The organism is uncultured Sphingomonas sp. (assembly GCF_937859915.1).
GTDB lineage: Bacteria > Pseudomonadota > Alphaproteobacteria > Sphingomonadales > Sphingomonadaceae > Solisphingomonas.
In genome coordinates this window covers 1-17869 of sequence record NZ_CALMAW010000077.1, presented here as the reverse complement: position 1 = coordinate 17869, position 17869 = coordinate 1, and the positions used below count along the sequence as shown (strand labels likewise).

Annotated in this window: 18 protein-coding genes and 2 riboswitches; of the genes, 15 read left to right on the top strand and 3 right to left on the bottom strand. The window is 69.2% G+C overall.

Translation table 11 applies throughout. From position 1 onward, the window contains the following. Positions 1-96: 96 nt before the first annotated feature. Positions 97-327: a hypothetical protein gene (locus Q0326_RS10080; RefSeq protein WP_298689765.1), complete on the bottom strand. Its 231-nt coding sequence runs from the start codon at positions 325-327 to the stop codon at positions 97-99. A 139-nt stretch (positions 328-466) separates the two neighbouring features. Between Q0326_RS10080 and Q0326_RS10075 the strand changes: the two genes are divergently transcribed. The 5 genes from Q0326_RS10075 (at position 467) to Q0326_RS10055 (ending at position 5721) form a co-directional block, all read left to right on the top strand. After that, on the top strand, positions 467-1006 hold the full coding sequence (locus Q0326_RS10075; protein WP_298689763.1) for a hypothetical protein: 540 nt from the start codon (positions 467-469) through the stop codon (positions 1004-1006). 38 nt (positions 1007-1044) lie between these two features. Then, positions 1045-1779: a dienelactone hydrolase family protein gene (locus Q0326_RS10070; RefSeq protein ID WP_298689761.1), complete on the top strand. Its 735-nt coding sequence runs from the start codon at positions 1045-1047 to the stop codon at positions 1777-1779. 122 nt (positions 1780-1901) lie between these two features. Further along, on the top strand, positions 1902-2408 hold the full coding sequence (locus tag Q0326_RS10065; RefSeq protein WP_298689759.1) for a 2Fe-2S iron-sulfur cluster-binding protein: 507 nt from the start codon (positions 1902-1904) through the stop codon (positions 2406-2408). Continuing rightward, positions 2405-3391 (top strand): xanthine dehydrogenase family protein subunit M, encoded by a 987-nt coding sequence (locus Q0326_RS10060; protein ID WP_298689757.1) that lies wholly within the window; start codon positions 2405-2407, stop codon positions 3389-3391. Before Q0326_RS10065 ends, Q0326_RS10060 begins: the two co-directional genes overlap by 4 nt. Then, a complete protein-coding gene (locus Q0326_RS10055) occupies positions 3388-5721 on the top strand; it encodes a xanthine dehydrogenase family protein molybdopterin-binding subunit (protein WP_298689756.1) in 2334 nt (777 codons plus the stop codon). The genes Q0326_RS10060 and Q0326_RS10055 overlap by 4 nt, the downstream gene beginning before the upstream one ends. Before the next feature lie 38 nt (positions 5722-5759). On the opposite strand, the gene Q0326_RS10050 is transcribed toward Q0326_RS10055, so the two are convergent. Next, positions 5760-6230: a MarR family transcriptional regulator gene (locus Q0326_RS10050; protein ID WP_298689754.1), complete on the bottom strand. Its 471-nt coding sequence runs from the start codon at positions 6228-6230 to the stop codon at positions 5760-5762. A gap of 34 nt (positions 6231-6264) precedes the next feature. On the opposite strand from Q0326_RS10050, the gene Q0326_RS10045 reads away from it, so the two are divergent. The 7 genes from Q0326_RS10045 to gcvPB all read left to right on the top strand — a co-directional run bounded on the left by Q0326_RS10045 (position 6265) and on the right by gcvPB (position 13501). Then, positions 6265-7383 carry an NAD(P)/FAD-dependent oxidoreductase gene (locus tag Q0326_RS10045; RefSeq protein WP_298689752.1) on the top strand — a complete coding sequence of 373 codons (1119 nt, stop codon included), beginning with the start codon at positions 6265-6267 and terminating at the stop codon, positions 7381-7383. A 113-nt stretch (positions 7384-7496) separates the two neighbouring features. Next, positions 7497-7703 (top strand): hypothetical protein, encoded by a 207-nt coding sequence (locus Q0326_RS10040; RefSeq protein ID WP_298689749.1) that lies wholly within the window; start codon positions 7497-7499, stop codon positions 7701-7703. 184 nt (positions 7704-7887) lie between these two features. Further along, positions 7888-7985: riboswitch (glycine riboswitch) on the top strand. A gap of 1 nt (position 7986) precedes the next feature. Further along, positions 7987-8104, top strand: a riboswitch (glycine riboswitch). A 52-nt stretch (positions 8105-8156) separates the two neighbouring features. Then, positions 8157-9317, top strand: a complete 1161-nt coding sequence (gene gcvT / locus Q0326_RS10035) for a glycine cleavage system aminomethyltransferase GcvT (RefSeq protein WP_298689747.1) — start codon at positions 8157-8159, stop codon at positions 9315-9317. A gap of 3 nt (positions 9318-9320) precedes the next feature. Next, the gene (gcvH, locus tag Q0326_RS10030; RefSeq protein ID WP_298689745.1) at positions 9321-9695 is read left to right on the top strand and encodes a glycine cleavage system protein GcvH; all 375 of its coding nucleotides are present in this window, start codon (positions 9321-9323) and stop codon (positions 9693-9695) included. A gap of 112 nt (positions 9696-9807) precedes the next feature. After that, entirely contained in the window at positions 9808-10569 is a 762-nt protein-coding gene (locus tag Q0326_RS10025; RefSeq protein WP_298689743.1) for a class I SAM-dependent methyltransferase, read from the top strand. Next, entirely contained in the window at positions 10569-11933 is a 1365-nt protein-coding gene (gene gcvPA / locus Q0326_RS10020; RefSeq protein WP_298689741.1) for an aminomethyl-transferring glycine dehydrogenase subunit GcvPA, read from the top strand. Before Q0326_RS10025 ends, gcvPA begins: the two co-directional genes overlap by 1 nt. Continuing rightward, complete coding sequence (gene gcvPB, locus Q0326_RS10015) at positions 11930-13501, top strand: aminomethyl-transferring glycine dehydrogenase subunit GcvPB (protein ID WP_298689739.1); 1572 nt, start codon at positions 11930-11932, stop codon at positions 13499-13501. Before gcvPA ends, gcvPB begins: the two co-directional genes overlap by 4 nt. 193 nt (positions 13502-13694) lie before the next feature. Here gcvPB and Q0326_RS10010 read toward each other — a convergent pair whose 3' ends face one another. Then, positions 13695-14030 (bottom strand): hypothetical protein, encoded by a 336-nt coding sequence (locus tag Q0326_RS10010; protein WP_298689737.1) that lies wholly within the window; start codon positions 14028-14030, stop codon positions 13695-13697. A 323-nt stretch (positions 14031-14353) separates the two neighbouring features. Here Q0326_RS10010 and Q0326_RS10005 point away from each other — a divergent pair, with 323 nt between their 5' ends. From Q0326_RS10005 to Q0326_RS09995, 3 genes are all read left to right on the top strand, one after another. Then, positions 14354-16723 (top strand): TonB-dependent receptor, encoded by a 2370-nt coding sequence (locus Q0326_RS10005; protein ID WP_298689735.1) that lies wholly within the window; start codon positions 14354-14356, stop codon positions 16721-16723. Between the two features lie 11 nt (positions 16724-16734). After that, entirely contained in the window at positions 16735-17457 is a 723-nt protein-coding gene (locus Q0326_RS10000; RefSeq protein WP_298689733.1) for a tetratricopeptide repeat protein, read from the top strand. A 55-nt stretch (positions 17458-17512) separates the two neighbouring features. After that, positions 17513-17869: hypothetical protein (locus Q0326_RS09995; RefSeq protein WP_298689731.1), on the top strand; the 357-nt coding region annotated here is incomplete at its 3' end.

Sequence of the window (17869 nt, the reverse complement as noted above, 5' to 3'; positions counted from 1 at the left end):
GCGGGCGCACCGGCCGCCGCCGGCCCGGCCGTGCCGGTCGTCGATTGTGCGACGGCGGCGGCCGGCGAGAGCGCGACGATCAGTGCGAGGATCAGCTTAGCCATGGGTTTTTCCTCGTGGGGCGGGCAGCGCCAGCAACAGCGCCAATTCGCTTCGATAATGCATCGCCAGCTCGGCATGGATGCGCCGGGCGGCCGCTGACCGCGCCAGCGCGGCGACACGGTCCTCGAAGGCGATCCGATCGCCGAGATAGGTGGCGTGGTCGGGATTCTGCATGTCGACCTCCATCAAGGTCGTCAACGTCGCACGGCGCTGCTGCGCCAGCATGTCACCGCATTGCCTCGCTGAGATATGACGGAAGCTTCATCTTGGCGCGCCGTGCGCGCGGATTTCGAACCGCGTCTCCCGCACGGAGCCGGTAGCGCACAGGCCAGGACGGCGGTACAATCCGCGCATGATAGTAAGCGTGAAGCGGATCGCTGCGGCGGCCCTGGCATCGATCCTTGTGAGTGGTGGCGCCCTTGCCGCGGGCCCGCCGCCGACGGGCGGCACGGTCTCGATCGAGGCCAAGACCGCCGACGGTAATCCCGACTCGACCATGGCGGTGTTCGTCGATGCCGCCTCGGCCGCGCTCACGGCCCGGGGCTTCACCGTATTCAACGATTCGGGCCATGCCGCCTCCGTGGTCGAGCTGATCCTCGGTCATGGCGACGTCGGCACGGGTGTCGGCAAGGTCCAGGGGCAGCGCTCGCCGTCGATCGCGGGCACCGGTCTCGCACTGCCGCTCGGCACCGGCAATTCGGAGCTGGTGCGGCTCCAGCGGACCCGGCTGGAGATGCGCATCCACCGGCGCGGCGACACCGCGATCGTCTGGGACGGCGCTGCGGTCACGGTCCGCGAGGCGGGTATCGCCAAGGGGGGCAATGCGACCGTCGCTACCGACCTGATCCGCGCACTGCTCGACTCCTATCCCGCCCAGCCGACGGGCGTCATCGGCGTCCCGTGAGCGGTGTCACCGCGGACGACGGCGGAAGGAGCGAGAGCATGTCGCATGAGCAGACGATCATCACCACGCGCGACGGCGACTGCCCCGCGCATCTCTTCACCCCCGGCGCCGATCGCACCGGCCCGGCGATCCTCTTCTACATGGACGCGGGCGGCATAAGGCCGGCGGTGCTCGGCATGGCCGAGCGGCTGGCCAACGCCGGCTATGTCGTGCTGCTGCCCGATCTCTTCTATCGCTACGGGCCCTATGGTCCGTTCGTTCCCACAGAGGTGTTCAAGGGCGACGTCCGCGCGACGCTGGGGCCGCTGATGGCGACGACGGGCAATGCCAGGGCGGCCGAGGATACCGACGCCTTCCTGGCCTATCTCGACGGCCGCAGCGACGTCCGCGGCGAGACCGTCGGCGCGGTCGGCTTCTGCATGGGAGGCGGCATGGCGATCGCGGCGGCGGGCCACCGGCCGGACCGCTTCGCCGCCGTCGCCAGCTTCCATGGCGGCAATCTCGCCACCGACGCCGCGGACAGCCCGCATGGCTACGCACCCGCACTGAAGGCTGAGCTCTACATCGCCGCGGCCGAGCAGGACGGCAGCTATCCGCCGGCGATGGCGCAGCGCTTCGAGCAGGCGCTCGATGCCGCGCAGGTCCACTATCGCACCGAAACCTATCCCGCGGCGCATGGCTGGATGAAGCCCGATTTCCCGGTTTACGACAAGGCGGCGGCCGAACGTGGCTGGCGCGCGATGCTCGCCTTCTTCGCGCGCACGCTCGGCTAACCGGTCGCGGCCACCCGTCGACGATGCGGGGTTGATCGATTTGCGGCGCGGTGGGGTGCGGCTATATGTCGGTGATGGGCTTGGGTGCGCGCCGCGCCATGCCGTGTGAGAGGGACGTCGCGATGTCGATATCGATCAACGGGGCTTTGGCCGAGCTGCCCCAGGATCCGCGCGTGTCGCTGCTCGACTTCCTGCGCGAGGACTTGCACCTCGCCGGCACCAAGAAGGGCTGCAACCAGGGCGCCTGCGGCGCCTGTACGGTGCTCGTCGACGGCGAGCGCATCCTCTCCTGCCTGGCGCTCGCGGTGCAATATGACGGCCGTGCGGTGACCACCATCGAAGGTCTGGCGGAAGGCGGCGTGCTGCATCCGCTGCAGCAGGCCTTCATCGAGCATGACGGCTTCCAATGCGGCTATTGCACGCCCGGCCAGATCTGCTCGGCGATCGGGATGGCGACCGAGGCCAGGCGGGGCGCGGCGAGCCATGTCACCGCCGACCTCACCGCCGCGGTGACGCTCAGTCGTGAAGAGCTGCAGGAGCGGATGAGCGGCAATCTGTGCCGCTGCGGCGCGCATAACGGGATCATCGACGCGATCGGCGAGATGGTTGCGGCGGAGCTGGCGGCATGACCCCCTTCACCTATGCGCGCGCCGCCGACCCCGACGACGCGCTGCGCCTCGCCGCGCGCGACGGCACCGCCTATCTCGGCGGCGGCACCAATCTCGTCGACCTGATGCGCGAGACGATCGCGCAGCCCGCGCGTCTCGTCGACGTCAGCGGCCTGCCGGGCGCGATCGAGGAGACCGACGAGGGCGGCCTGCTGATCGGCGCCGCGGTGCGCAACAGCGCGCTCGCCGAGCATCGCCTGGTCAGGACTCGCTATCCCGTGCTCGGGCGCGCGTTGCTCGCCGGCGCCTCGGCGCAGATCCGCAACATGGCGACGGTCGGCGGCAATCTGCTCCAGCGGACGCGCTGCGCCTATTTCTACGACAGCGACGGATCGCGCTGCAACAAGCGCGCGCCCGGTTCGGGCTGCGACGCGGTCGCGGGGTTCAACCGCAACCATGCGATCCTCGGCGCGTCGCCGGCCTGCGTCGCGACGCACCCGTCTGACATGTGCGTCGCGCTCGCCGCGCTCGATGCGACGGTCCAGCTCCAGTCGGCGCAAGGCGCCCGGACATTGCCCTTCGCCGAGCTGCACCGCCTGCCGGGGGAGCATCCCGAGCGCGACACGATGCTGGCGCCCGGCGAGCTGATCACCGCGATCGCGCTGCCGCCGCTGCCGGCCGCGGCGCGCTCGACCTACCGCAAGGTCCGCGACCGGGCGAGCTATGCCTTCGCGCTGGTGTCGGTCGCCGCGGTGATCGAACTCGACGGCGACCGGATCGCCGACGTGCGGATCGCGTTCGGCGGCGTCGCGCACAAGCCGTGGCGTGCGGCGAGGGCGGAGGCGCTGCTGCGCGGCGGCCCGGCCACCCCGGCGGCGATTCGCGCCGCCGCCGCCGCCGAATTCGCCGATGCCGCGCCGCTGCGCGACAATGGTTTCAAGGTCGAGCTCGCCACACGGACCCTTGTCGCCACGCTTGGCGATCTTGTCGGAGCGACAGCATGAGCATCCTCGATGCCGCCAAGGGCGCGGCCCAGGCGACGATCCAGGCAGCGATGGGCAAGCTGGTGCCGCTCGCCCCCGACAGCTGGATCCCGGGCGGTATCCCCGATCCGCTGATCCGGCGGCAGCATGGCGTGATCGGTGCGGCGCTGTCGCGGCTCGACGGGCCGCTTAAGGTGCAGGGCGCCGCGCGCTTCGCGGCCGAATTCCCGCTCGACGACATGGTCTATGCGGCGCTCGCCTACGCGACCATCCCGCGCGGGCGGATCGCCGGGCTCGACGTCGCGGCCGCCGAAGCCGCGCCCGGGGTGGTGCTGGTGATGACCCACCATAATGCGCCGCGGATGAACCAGCCGGCGGTGTTCGGCTCCTCGCCCGAGGCGGCGGGCCCCGCCGACCTGCCGATCATGCAGGACGACCGCATCCACTGGAACGGGCAGCCGATCGCGGTGGTGCTCGCCGAAACGCAGGAGCAGGCGGATCATGCGGTGTCGCTGATCGGCGCGACCTATGCGCCCGAGCCCGCGACGACCTCGCTCGCGGCGGCCAAGGCGGCCGGTCCACAGCCCGGGCTGTTCATGGGCCAGCCGCTGCGCAACGAGATCGGCGACGCCGAGGCGATGCTGGCGGCGGCGCCGCACCGCGTCGACCAACTGTACCGGACGCCGCGCCACAACCATAATGCCATCGAGCTGCACGGCGCGACGATCGCCTGGATCGATGGCGGACTCGTCGTCCACGATGCCAGCCAGCTCGTTTCCGCCGAAGCCGCGACGCTCGCCGGCGTGTTCGACCTCGACGTCGCGCAGGTTCGCGTCACCTCGCCCTATGTCGGCGGGGGTTTCGGCGGCAAATGCCTGTGGGATCACCAGATCCTCGGCGCTGCCGCCGCGCGGCTGGCCGCCCGGCCGGTGCGCATCGTGCTGTCGCGCGAGGGCGTGTACCGCGGCGTCGGCGGCCGGACTCTGACCGAGCAGCGCGTCGCGATCGGCGCCGAGGCCGACGGCCGTTTCCGCGCGCTCATCCATAGCGGCATCGCGGCGATGAGCCCGCACAACAACATGCCCGAACCGTTCATCCTGGGGACGCGCTCGGGCTATGCCGCGGACAGTTTCAGCCTGTCGGTCGAGACGGTGACGATGAACATGCTCGCCAACACCTTCATGCGCGCGCCGGGCGAGTCGGTCGGCACGTTCGCGCTCGAATCGGCGATCGACGAGATGGCGGTCGAGCTCGGCATCGATCCGATCGCGCTGCGCATCCGCAACGAGCCGGACAAGGACCCGACCTCGGGCCTGCCCTTCTCGTCGCGCGACATCGTCGAGGCCTGGCGAGCGGGCGCGGACCGGTTCGGCTGGGCGCAGCGCAGCGCGACGCCGGGCACCCGCCGCGAGGGTGAATGGCTGATCGGCATGGGCTGCGCGACCGCGACCTACCCCTATTACCGGATGCCGGGTGCTGCGGCGCGGATCACGCTCGGCCGCGACGGCAAGGCCGTCGTCGAGGTCGCCGCGCACGAGATGGGGATGGGGACTGCGACGACGACGACGATGGTCGCCGCCGAGCGGCTCGGCCTGCCGATCGACGCGGTCGAGGTCCGCTATGGCGATTCGATCATCCCGGGTGCGATCCTCGCCGGCGGGTCGCAACAGACCGCGGCGATCGGGGCGGCGGTGATCGCGGCGCACCGCGCACTCGTCGCCGACCTGCTCAAGCTCGCCGGCAACGACTCGCCGCTGGCCGGCCTCTCCGCCGACGAGGTCGGCTGCGAGGACGGCGGCCTCGTCAAGCTCGACGAGCCGACGCGGCGCGAAAGCTATGCCTCGATCCTCGACCGCGCCCAGCGCGAGACCGTCGTCGCGGCCGAGGAGGCGTCGCCGCCGCTCGAGCTGATGCACTGGTCGATGCATTCGCACGGCGCGATGTTCTGCGAGGTTCGCGTCAACACGGTCACCGGCGAGACGCGCGTCAGCCGCTTCCTCGGCTCGTTCGATTGCGGCCGCATCCTCAACGCCAAGACCGCGCGGAGCCAGTTCCGCGGCGGAATCATCATGGGGCTGGGCATGGCGCTGATGGAGGAAACCCAGTTCGACGAGCGCAACGGCCGGATCATGAACCCGAGCCTCTCCGAATATCACATCCCGGTGCATAGGGACGTGCCCGAGATCGACGTGATCTGGACCGACATCGCCGACCCGCATACGCCGATGGGCGCGCACGGCATCGGCGAGATCGGCATCACCGGCGTCGCCGCCGCGGTCGCCAACGCGGTCTACAACGCGACCGGAAAGCGCATCCGCGATCTGCCGATCACGCTCGACAAGCTGTTGTGATCGGGCGGCGCCGTCCGGGCTAACCGGTCGCGGGCCGGTCAGTCCTCGATCTGGTCGACATTGTGGAGCACGCGGCCGAGCAGATCGAGCAAGGCCCGGATCTCCGCCGCCGACAGGCCGCGCGTCAGGTCGGCATTGCTGTGCAGGATGACCTCGCGACCGGCGGGCAGGCGGCGCTCGGCCTCCTCGGTCAGCATGACCAGGCTGCTTCGTTTGTCCGATGGGTCGAGGTCGCGGCGGATCAGCCCGTCGCGTTCCATGCGAATCAGCAGTTGCGCCATCGATGGCTGCTCGACCTTGGCACGTCGGGCGAGCTCGGTCTGCGAGAGTTGCCGGCCCCCGCTGAGCATCGACAGCACCGGCAGCTGCGCCGTCGCCAGACCGACCGCGCGCAGCCGCGCGTCGCCGATCCGGGTCAGCGCCCGGCCGATCCGGCTGAAATAGTGGCTGGGATGCGCGTGCGGATCCCAATCGTCTCGGTGCGGCATTGCATAGGTTCCTATGTTCATATACATAGCTACCTATCAATATGGAGCCGCCACCATGCAAAGTCCATCTCGTATCGCGATCGTGGGAGGCGGGCCGGGCGGCCTGATGCTGGCGCGGCTGTTACAGTGCCGCGGGATCGCCGCCACCGTCTTCGAACGCGACGCGCATGCCGGCGACCGGCTGCAGGGCGGGTCGCTCGATCTCCATCCCGATACGGGGCAGCGCGCGATGCGCCTGGCCGGTCTCGAGTCCGCCTTCCTGGCGGCGGCGCGCCCCGAAGACCAGGGCGATCGCCTCTACGACCCGAACGGCACGCTGCTCTTCGACCGGGATGGCGTCGACGATGACCGTCCCGAGATCGACCGCGCCGTGCTTCGCCAAATCCTCCTCGAGTCGCTTGTGCCCGGCACGGTACGTTGGGGCAGCGGCGTCGCGGCCGTCGCGCCCGAAGGCGACGCCGTCCGTGTCGTGGCCGACGGCAGGGCCGACACGTTCGACGTCGTGGTCGGCGCGGACGGCGCGTGGTCGCGCGTCCGTCCCCTGCTCAGTGTGGCGCAGCCCGTCTACGAAGGCGCGGTGATGGTCGAACTCGGTTTCGATGCGGCACGGCATCCTTCGGTCGACGCGCTGGTCGGCCGCGGCAAGATGTTCGCAGCCGGCGACAACCGCGTCCTGATCGCGCAGCGCAATGGGGGCGGGCATATCCGCGGCTATGCGGGGCTACGCCGGCCCGAGGCGATCGCGCGGGCGTGGGCGGCAGCGCCTGCCGACACGATCCGGACCGATGTGCTGGCCGCCTTCGCCGGATGGGCCCCGTCGCTGCGCACGCTCGTCGAAGAGGGCGAGCTACTGGGGGTCAGGCCACTCCATGCGCTGCCGATCGGTCATGCCTGGCCGAGCCGGCGCGGGGTGACGCTGCTTGGCGACGCGGCCCATGTCATGTCGCCATTCAGCGGCGAAGGGGTCAATCTCGCATTGATCGATGCCGCGGATCTGGCCGCGGCGCTTGGCGGCGGCGGCGGTTGGGCGGCGGTCGAGGCCTATGAGGCCAGCATGGCAACGCGGGCGGCGGTCGCGGCCGAGGGCGCCGCGCGGGGCCTTGCGACCGTGCTGTCCGACGAGGGCTCGGCCGCCATTCTTGCCCTCTATCGCCAGCGCGGCGCGGCGGCGTGAGGCGCAGCCCGCGCGGTGCTGCATCGAACCGCGTCGCTGCGCGCCTTGCTGCACCGATGGGGGAACCTAATCCGGTCGCGGCGGCTTGGCCCCGTGAACCCGTGGAGGTCCCGATGAAACCGCAAGACGCCGCCGCCGAACTTCGCGAGCAGAATGTCCGGATCCCGCTCCACCGCTTGGCCGAGCTATTGTCGGTCGTCGACGGCGAACTTTGGAGCCCTAATGACGAGGCGGGGCTCAGGCGCCGCCTTGCCGACTATATGCGGACGAACGGCATTGCGGCGCGCCCCGGCGAGGACGAGCCCGTCGGCGGCGCCTAGTCTTGCGACCGAGGCGATGGCGTGCTCTGCGCGCGACGGCGCGATGATCCCGGCTCGGCCCGGCGCGATGCAAAAAGCGGCGACGTCCACCGCAGACGCTGTCGTACCAGCATTTATCGCACAGCCGATTGACACGCACCGGCGCCTCCGCCACTTCGGGGGCGCTTCCGGCGGGTGACCGTCGGCTGCACGCGCGGGAGAGCGTGGCGGTCCGCAAGGGCCGTCGCCGCCGAAGGAGCAACCGCCCCGGAATCTCTCAGGCCTCGGGACCGCGCGGGCAGATCAGGAGCACTCTGGAAAGCGGGTGGCGGTCGCATAAGCGACCGGCCGCCCCACCGAAGGGGTAAGCGGGCTCGCGTGAGCGCGCGAAAGCTCTCAGGTTCCGTGACAGAGGGGGCGAGGATTGCGCGGCGGTGGCCGCCGCGTCGCCTCGTCACCGGTACGGAGATTTCCATGACAGACGCCCCCGCCCAGACCGACGGCGTCGCCGACGACGACGTCATCGACGAAGGCCCTGCCGCGCTGCCGCTGGACGCCTGGCACGAAGCCAAGGGTGCGCGGATGGTCGCGTTCGCCGGCTATCGCATGCCGATCCAGTATGAGGGCATCATGCCCGAGCATCAGTGGGTCCGCGCGCATGCCGGGCTGTTCGACGTCAGCCATATGGGGCAGCTGCTGCTGTCCGCGGACGAAGGTTTCGAGGGCCTCGACGACGCGATCGAGGCGCTCGTCCCCGCCGACGTGAAGAGCTTAGCGCTGGGCAAGATGCGCTATTCGTTGCTGCTCGCGGAGAATGGCGGGATTCTGGACGATCTGATGCTGAGCCGCTGGCCGGGCGGAATCTACATGGTCGTCAACGGCGCCACCAAATATGACGATCTGGCGCATCTGCGCGAGCATCTGCCCGACGAGATCACGATCAACCATCTCGACGACCGCGCGCTGCTCGCGCTGCAGGGTCCGGAAGCATTCGCCGCGCTCTCCCGCCACGTCACCGGCGAGTGGCCGCTCGACGTGCTCGGCTTCATGAGCGGCGGCCGGTTCGAGATCGCCGGGGTCGACGCGTTCATCACCCGCTCGGGCTATACCGGCGAGGACGGGTTCGAGATCTCGATCCCGGCCGAGGCCGCCGAGGCGGTTGCCGACGCGCTGTGCGGCGAGCCCGAGGTCAAGCCGATCGGTCTGGGCGCGCGCGACTCGCTCAGGCTCGAGGCCGACCTGCCGCTCTACGGCCACGATCTCGACGAGGAGACGACGCCTGTCGCCGCCGGTCTCGGCTTCGCGCTCTCCAAGCGGCGGCGCGAGGAGGGCGGCTTCCCGGGCTATGATCGGATCATGGCCGAACGCGAGCAGGGGGCGCCGCTCAAGCGCGTCGGTCTCATCGTCGAGGGCCGCCAGCCGGTCCGCGAGGGCGCCACCGTCGCGGGCGGCGGCCGCGTCACTTCGGGCGGCTTCTCGCCGACGCTGCAAAAGCCGATCGCGATGGCCTATGTGCCGGTCGCCTCGGCCGTCCCCGGCACCAGGATCACGCTCGAGCAGCGTGGCAAGAGCTTCACCGGCGTCGTCACCGCGATGCCCTTCGTCCCCCACCGCTATCACCGCAAGGGAGCCTGACCCATGGCGCAGACCTATTTCTCCAAGGACCATGAGTGGATCGTCGTCGACGGCACCACCGCCACCGTCGGGATCACCGACTATGCGCAGGCGCAGCTCGGCGACATCGTCTTCGCCGAGGTGCCCCCCGCCGGCACCGCGCTCGAGAAGGGCAAGGAGGCGGCCGTCGTCGAATCGGTCAAGGCGGCCTCGGACGTCTATGCGCCGGTGACCGGCACGGTGACCGAAGCGAACGCCGCGCTTGAGACCGATCCGGCGCTGGTCAACACCTCGCCCGAACAGGACGGCTGGTTCTTCAAGCTGACGCTGGCCGATCCGTCCGAGCTCGACGGGCTGATGGACGACGCAGCGTACAGGGCGTTCGTCGAGAGTCTTTGAGGGGCACCACGAGGAATCCGTTCGCACTGAGCGAAGTCGAAGTGCGGGCTAAACGCGCGGCGTTTGTAACACGTCCTTCGACTTTGCTCAGGACGAACGGGGAGGGGACGCCATGACCGACAAGCAGCGCTGGAACGCGAGCGACTACGGCAAAAACGCCGCCTTCGTGCCCGCCATGGGCGCGCCGGTGGTCGAATTGCTCGCGCCGCAGGCCGGTGAGCGCATCCTCGACATCGGCTGCGGCGACGGCCTGCTCACCGAGGCGCTCGTCGCAGCGGGCGCCGCCGTCGTGGGCATCGATGGCTCGCCCGAAATGATCGCCGCCGCCAGGACGCGCGGGCTCGACGCGCATGTCGCCGACGCGCAGGCGCTCGACTTCGGCCCCGAATTCGACGCCGCCTTCTCCAACGCCGCGCTGCACTGGATGCGCGATGCGGCGGGTGTTGCCACAGGCGTGTTCGCCGCGCTCAAGCCCGGCGGCCGCTTCGTCGGCGAGATGGGCGGCGCGGGCAATTGCGCGTCGCTGTGGCGCGGCATGGACGAGGAGCTCGCGACGCGCGGCCTGTCGCTGCCCCAGGCGCACGTCCATTGGTACCCCAGCGTCGAGGCGTTCGGCGCGGTCTATGCCGCCGCGGGCTTCGTCGCGATCGACGCGCAGCTGATCCCGCGACCGACGCCGCTGCCCACCGGCGTGTCGGGCTGGATCAAGACCTTCTTCACCGGCCTGATGACCGAGCTCGGCCTCTCGCCCGACGATCAATCGGCGATCGCCGACGCCGTCGAGACCCGCCTCATCCCCGACCTCCGCCGGCCCGACGGCAGCTGGGTCGCCGATTACATCCGCCTCCGCTTTTCGATGAGGAAACCCGCTTGATGCGCTATCTGCCCCTCCAACCCGAAGACCGGCAGGCGATGCTCGGCGTGATCGGTGCCGGCTCGGTCGACGATCTGTTCGTCGACGTGCCCGCCTCGGCCCGGCTCGACGGCCCGATCCGCGACCTGCCGATGCACCAGAGCGAGCAGGTGGTCGAACGCCAGCTGACCGCCCTCGCGCGCAAAAACCAAGCGGCGGGCGACCAGCCTTTTTTCCTGGGGGCCGGCGCCTATCGCCACCATGTCCCGGCGTCGGTCGACCACATCATCCAGCGCGGCGAATTCCTCACCAGCTACACGCCCTACCAGCCCGAGATCGCGCAAGGGACGCTGCAGGCCCTGTTCGAGTTCCAGACGCAGGTCGCCCGGCTGTTCGGCTGCGACGTCGCTAACGCCTCGATGTACGACGGCTCGACCGCCTGCTGGGAGGCGATCGTGATGGCACGGCGGATCACCAAGCGCGGCAAGGCGATCCTGTCGGGTGGGCTGCACCCGCATTATGTCTCGGTGTGCAAGACGATGGCGCGCTTCACCGGCGACCAGCTGCTGACCTCGCTGCCCAGTCTCGACGGCAGCGCCGAGAAGGAAATGGCCAAGCTGATCGCAGCGGTCGATAGCGAGACGAGCTGTGTCGTCGTGCAGAACCCCGGCATCCTCGGCCGCATCGCCGATCTCTCGGAACTCGCGGCGGCGTGCCACGCAAAGGGCGCGCTGCTCGTCGCGGTGGTGACCGAGCCGGTATCGCTGGGGCTGATCAAGTCGCCCGGCGAAATGGGCGCGGACATCGTCGTCGGCGAGGGCCAGTCGATCGGCGTCGGGCTCAACTTCGGCGGCCCCTATGTCGGGTTGTTCGCCTGCGCCGACAAACATGTCCGCCAGATGCCGGGTCGGCTTGCCGGCGAGACGGTCGACGCGGCCGGCCAGCGCGGCTTCGTGCTGACGCTGTCGACACGCGAGCAGCATATCCGCCGCGAGAAGGCGACCTCCAATATCTGCACCAATTCAGGCCTTTGCGCGCTGGCCTTCACGGTCCACATGACACTGCTCGGCGAGAAGGGCCTGCGCGATCTGGCGACGCTCAACCATGCGCTCGCGGTCGAGGCCGCCGAGGTGCTGACCAAGGTTCCGGGCGTCGAACTGTGCAGCGACAGCTTCTTCAACGAGTTCACGCTCAAGCTGCCCGAGGCGGCACGCCCAGTGGTGCGCGCGATGGCGGAGAAGGGCGTGCTCGGCGGCGTGTCGCTCGGCCGGCTCTATCCCGGCGTCGAGGCGCTGGAGAAGGGGCTGATCGTCGCGGTGACCGAGACGACAACCCACGAAGACGTCCAGGCCCTCGCGGCCGCACTTGAGGAGGCGCTGGCATGACCGTCAATCCATCCGGCTGGCGCCCCGAGGCGCCCTCCAACGACACCGATGCGGCGCCGACGACCTTTACCGGCAACAAGGCGCTGATGCTCGAGGAAGCGCTACTGTTCGAGATCGGCTCGATCGACCGCACCGGCGTCGATCTGCCCGAGCCGCCCAGGGTGGCAAGCCGCTTGAACGGCCTCGAGCGCAACCGGACGATCGGGCTTCCCGGCCTCTCCGAGCCCGAGGCGGTGCGCCACTACACCCGCCTCAGCCGGCAGAATTACGGGATCGACCTCGGCTTCTTCCCGCTCGGCTCGTGCACGATGAAGCACAATCCTCGCCTCAACGAAAAGATGGCACGGCTGCCCGGCTTCGCCGATCTCCACCCGCTGACCCCGGTCGACGGCACGCAGGGGGCTCTCGCCCTGATCCATCTCGTCGGCGAGTGGCTCAAGACGCTGACCGGCATGCCCGGCATCGCGATGAGCCCCAAGGCGGGCGCGCATGGCGAGCTCTGCGGCCTGCTTGCGATCCGTGCCGCGCACGAGGCGCAGGGCGACGCGCGCACCACCATCCTCGTTCCCGAGAGCGCGCACGGTACCAACCCCGCCACCGCCGCCTTCGCCGGCTACGCGGTCGAGAGCATCCCGGCGACCGCCGAAGGCCGCGTCGATCTCGATGCGCTCAAAGCCAAGCTCGGCACGCATGTCGCCGGCGTGATGATCACCAACCCCAACACCTGCGGGCTGTTCGAGCGCGACATGATCGCGATCGCCGACGCGATCCACGCGGTCGGCGCCTATCTCTATTGCGATGGCGCCAATTTCAACGCGATCGTGGGCTCGGTGCGGCCGGGCGACCTTGGCGTCGATGCGATGCACATCAACCTGCACAAGACCTTCTCCACCCCGCATGGCGGCGGCGGACCGGGGTCGGGGCCGGTGGTGTTCTCGGAAGCGCTCGCGCCGTTCGCGCCGCTGCCGTTCGTCGAGCAGCATGGCGACAAATATGTGCTGGTCGAGGAGGAGACCGTCGCCGAGGAGCATCATGAGAAGGCGTTCGGCCGGATGGTCGCCTTCCACGGCCAGATGGGCATGTTCGTCCGCGCCGCCGCGTATATGATGAGCCACGGCGCCGACGGCCTGCGGCAGGTCAGCGAGGATGCGGTGCTGTCCGCCAACTATATCCTGCGCAGCCTCGATGACGTGCTCGAGGCCCCGTTCGGGGCATCGGGACCGTGCATGCACGAGGCGCTGTTCTCGGACGATGGCATGGCCGAAGGCTTCACCACGCTCGACATCGCCAAGGGGCTGATCGACGAGGGCTTCCATCCGATGACGATGTATTTCCCGCTGGTCGTCCACGGCGCGATGCTGATCGAGCCGACCGAGACCGAGAGCAAGGCTGCGCTCGACCAGTTCATCGGCGCGCTGCGCTCGGTGGCCGAACGCGCCAAGGCGGGCGATCCCGCGCTCAAGGCGGCGCCGATCCACGCCCCGCGGCGCCGGCTCGACGAGACCGCGGCGGCGCGCAAGCCGGTGCTGGTCTACAAGGATCCGCCGCTGGCAAGCGCTGCCGAATAGACGCGCCGGCCGCACCCCGGGTCGGGATCGCGCGTCTTCCGCGTCGTCGAGATGCCGTCATCCCGGCTCTACCCCGGGTGACCACCGCAGAATGCGCGCGGCGCAATAAAAAAGCGCCCGTGGAAGGGCGCTTGCGTCTTGCAAAGGCGGCCGGGCGGCGATGTTCGCGCCGCCCGGCTCCTCTCCGATCGTCTTATTTCTTCTTGTGATGCATCGTCTTGTGGCCGCTGCTCTTGCCGCCCGACTTGCACTTGTCGGTGACGGTCTTCGAGCACATCGGCAGATTGCTGTCGTCGACCGACGACGCGCCGGTCGCCGGCATCGCCGACGATGCCGCGGGGCCGCTTGCGTCGGGCGTTGCGGGCGCTGCGGCCGGGGCCGAGGCGTCCGGGGTCATCGGTGCCGATGGCGGCGTCGAGGCGTCGGGCATCGCCGCGCCGGCCGGCTGCATGGGCTGGGCAGGCGTGGTGTCCTGCGCGAAGGCGGCCGTGCTGAGCGCGAGCGCGGACGCGAAAAGGATCATCTTCATTCTATCGTTCCTCCAACCGTTGGTCGGCGAGTGAACAGGTCTCGCGAGGGCCTAACCCGGCTCGCGGCGGCAGGTTCCATGATAATGTCCCGGCAAACCCCGCCTCCGCGCGGCCAACCCCGCACAAACCCGGCTGATCCGGCGCCGAAACGACCACAGCTAAGGGGCGAAGATTTTCCGCCTGCACGCCAGCATGTTGCCCGATCCCCAGATTGTTACGGCGGCGATGACCATTATCCCCACAATGCAATTGACGAATGATACTCATTCGCAATAAGCGGCGACATCGCTAACGCGAGTGCGTAGCAAATAAGGGGTCCTCCATGTCGGTCATTACCGCCCGTTCCCGTCAGATCGCGCCGGGCTTCCTTGCCCTGGGCTGCGTCGGCGCGCTGTCCTCGGCGTTTCCCGCCCACGCCCAGGCCGCGAACGAGCCCGACAAGCCCGCCAATCTCGGCGGCGTCACCGTCACCGACAGCGCAATCGTCGAGGGCAGCTACCGCACCGATCGGCTCGACTCGCCCAAATATACCGCGCCGCTGGTCGACACACCGCGGTCGATCACCGTGATCCCGCAGCAGCTGATCAAGGACACGGCGTCCACCACGCTGGCCGAGGCGCTGCGCACGGTCCCCGGCATCACGATGGGCGCGGGCGAGGGCGGCAACCCGCTCGGCGACCGCCCCTTCATCCGCGGCTTCGACAGCAGCAATTCGACCTATATCGACGGCGTGCGCGATATCGCCGCACAGGTGCGCGAGACGTTCGACATCGACTCGATCGAGGTCGTCAAGGGATCGGACAGCGTCACCAACGGCAGCGGCAACGCCGGCGGCTCGATCAACATCGTCTCGAAGAAGCCGACCGCCGACCGCTTCATCACCGCCGACGGCACCTATGGCAGCGCCGACTACAAGCGCGCGACGATCGACATCAACGCGCCGCTCAATGATGTCATCGGCTTCCGCCTCAACGGCATGTATCATGACCAGGGTTTTGCCGGCCGTGCCGACATCTGGCAGAAGCGCTGGGGCATCGCGCCGTCGCTCAAGATCGGGCTGACCGGCCCGACCAGCCTGACCTTCGACTTCTACCATCTCCACACCACCGAGCTGCCGGACTCGGGCATCCCTTATTATACGGTGCTCGCCAACCAGCCGACCGCCCATGCCGAGAGCGCGCCGGTCACCACCGCGCTGCGCCCGCGCGACGCTTATTATGGCCTGATCGACCGCGACTTCCGCACGACCAACGTCAACGAGGCGAGCGTCCGCTTCGCGCACGCGTTCGACAATGGCTTCACGCTGCGCAACACCGCGAGCTATACCCATACCACCCAGGACTATGTCTGGTCGCAGCCCGATGACTCGAAGGGCAATGTCTTCACCTATGGCACCGTCGGGCGCCGCGCGCTGTCGCGCTACTCGACCGAGTCGGGGATGGTCGACCAGGCCGATCTCTCGGGCAAGTTCGACACCGGCGGCCTGAAGCACAGCTTCGCCGCGTCGCTCGAATATAGCGCGCAGCAGTCGGGCTATGGCAGCTATGTCTCGAACGCCGCGCTGGGCACGGCGCTACCGCTGTCCGTCCCTTGCCCGACGCCGGCGTCCGTGCCGAATTTCAATTGCGCGAGTCTGGCCAATCCGACGCCGCACGATCCGTGGACCGGGACGATCGTCCGCAGCCTGCCCAAGACACGAACGCTGGCGGACTCGAGCACCGCGTCGGCCGCGGCCTACGACACGATCACGGTGACCGACTGGCTACTGTTCAACATCGGCGGCCGCTACGACCATTATGACACGCGCGCGAGCGCCGCGCTGCTCGCGACCGCGACCACCAACCGCGTCTGGATCGACAAGAAGGACAATCTCTGGACCTATTCGGCCGGCGTCGTGCTCAAGCCGCGGCCCAATGGCAGCGTCTATTTCTCGACCGGCACCTCGGCGGTGCCGCCGGGTTCGTTCCTGGCGCAAGGTTCGGAGGACAATGCGCTGACCACCGCGGGGATCAGCCCCAACGACCTCAAGGTGCAGAAGACGACCTCCTATGAAGTCGGCACCAAATGGGACCTGTTCGATAACGCGCTTTCGCTGACCGCCGACATCTTCCAGACCAAGACGGTCAACGCGCGCACCACCAATCCCGACGGCACCATCTCCTATGTCGGCGACAAGCGCGTGCGCGGTGCCGAGATCAGCTACAACGGCAACATCACCGAGCATTGGAACGTGTTCGGCGGGTTCAGCTACATGCCGTCCAAGGTCACTAACGCGGGCGTCACCGCGACCACCGTCGGCACGCTGACGCTGACCGCACCCGCCGCCGCGACCGGCCACCCTTTCCCCAACACCGCCAAATACAGCTTCACCACCTTCACCAACTACAAGGTAACGCACAAGCTGACGCTGGGCGGCGGGGCGATCTACATGGGCAAGGTCTATGGCGGCTTCTCCGACCTGCGCACGATCCAGAACGGCGCGATCGTGATCCAGAAGACGCGCGACACCTATGTGCCGCACTATTGGCGCTTCGACGCCAATGCGGCCTATCAGCTCACCGACAGGATCGGGCTCAAGGTCGACGCGCTCAACCTCACCAACAAACTCTATTACGACCAGGCCTATGCCACCCACTATGCGCACCAGGCCGCGGGCCGGACGATCCTGGGCACGGTCAGCCTGCGCTATTGAGGCGCGCCGGCATGACCGACCTTGCCGCGCTCAACGCGATGGACGCGCAGGCGCTGCGCGCGGCGCTGTCCGGGCCGCCGGACGAGGTTGCGGGGCTGCTGCGCGTCGCCGCCGAGGGCGGGGTGGTCCAGGCGCAGCTGCTGCTCGGACAGCTGCTGCTCGATGGTCAGGGCGTGGCGCGCGATCCGGCCGCGGCGCTACGCTGGTTCGGCGCGGCGGCGCAGGCGGGCGATGCGGTCGGCATGAACATGGTCGGCCGCTGCGCCGAACATGGCTGGGGCACCGCGGTCGACACGCCGCTGGCGGCGCGCTGGTATCGCGCCGCGGCCAAACGCGGGCTCGATTGGGGGATGTACAATCTCGCGACGCTGCTCGCGCTCGGCGAGGGCGTCGTGCGCGATCGGCCGCAAGCGCTCGCCTTGTTCCGTCGCGCGGCGGCGCTCGGCCACGCCAAGTCGGTCACCATGATCGGCAGCTTCTACGAGGATGGCTGGGTGGTCGGGGCGGACCGCGCCGCCGCGGCCGATCACTATCGCCGCGCCGCCGAGGCCGGCGATTTCCGCGGTCAGTTCAATCATGCGCGGATGCTGGCCAGTGAGGGGCGCATCGACGAGGCGCTGTCCTGGCTGGCGCGGCTGACCGAGACCGCGACGCCGCGCTTCCTCGCGCAGGTTCGCGGCTGGCTGGCGGATCACGCTGATCCGCGGCTGAACGGATTCACGCTCGACGCCTAAAGCGCGAGTCGCTATGAGAATGTCTCGCATTAGCGTATCCGGCAACGGAGGCGCGGTGCCGAACAGGGGAGACGGAGCGATTTTCGAGATCAGCCCGACGCTGGACCATGTCGAGCCGGACGCGCGCAGCCGTGCCGTGTCGCCGCCGCGCGCGCCCGTCATCGTCCGCCAGCCGCCCGTCGCCGACGAGATCTGGCAACGCTCCGCCTATCAGACATCGGGCCGTACGCGGGGACCTGCCGCCGCCGGGGCGCTGGTCGTCGTCGGTGGGCTCATCGCGTCGCTGCTGTATCTTAACGTCGCGGTGCCCGCCGTGCACGAGACGCGCCGGCTTGAGGTGCTGGCGCTGCGGCTGACCCCGCCGCCGCCGCCCGAGCCGGGAGGCGCAGACTCGGTGACCACCAGGTTGTCG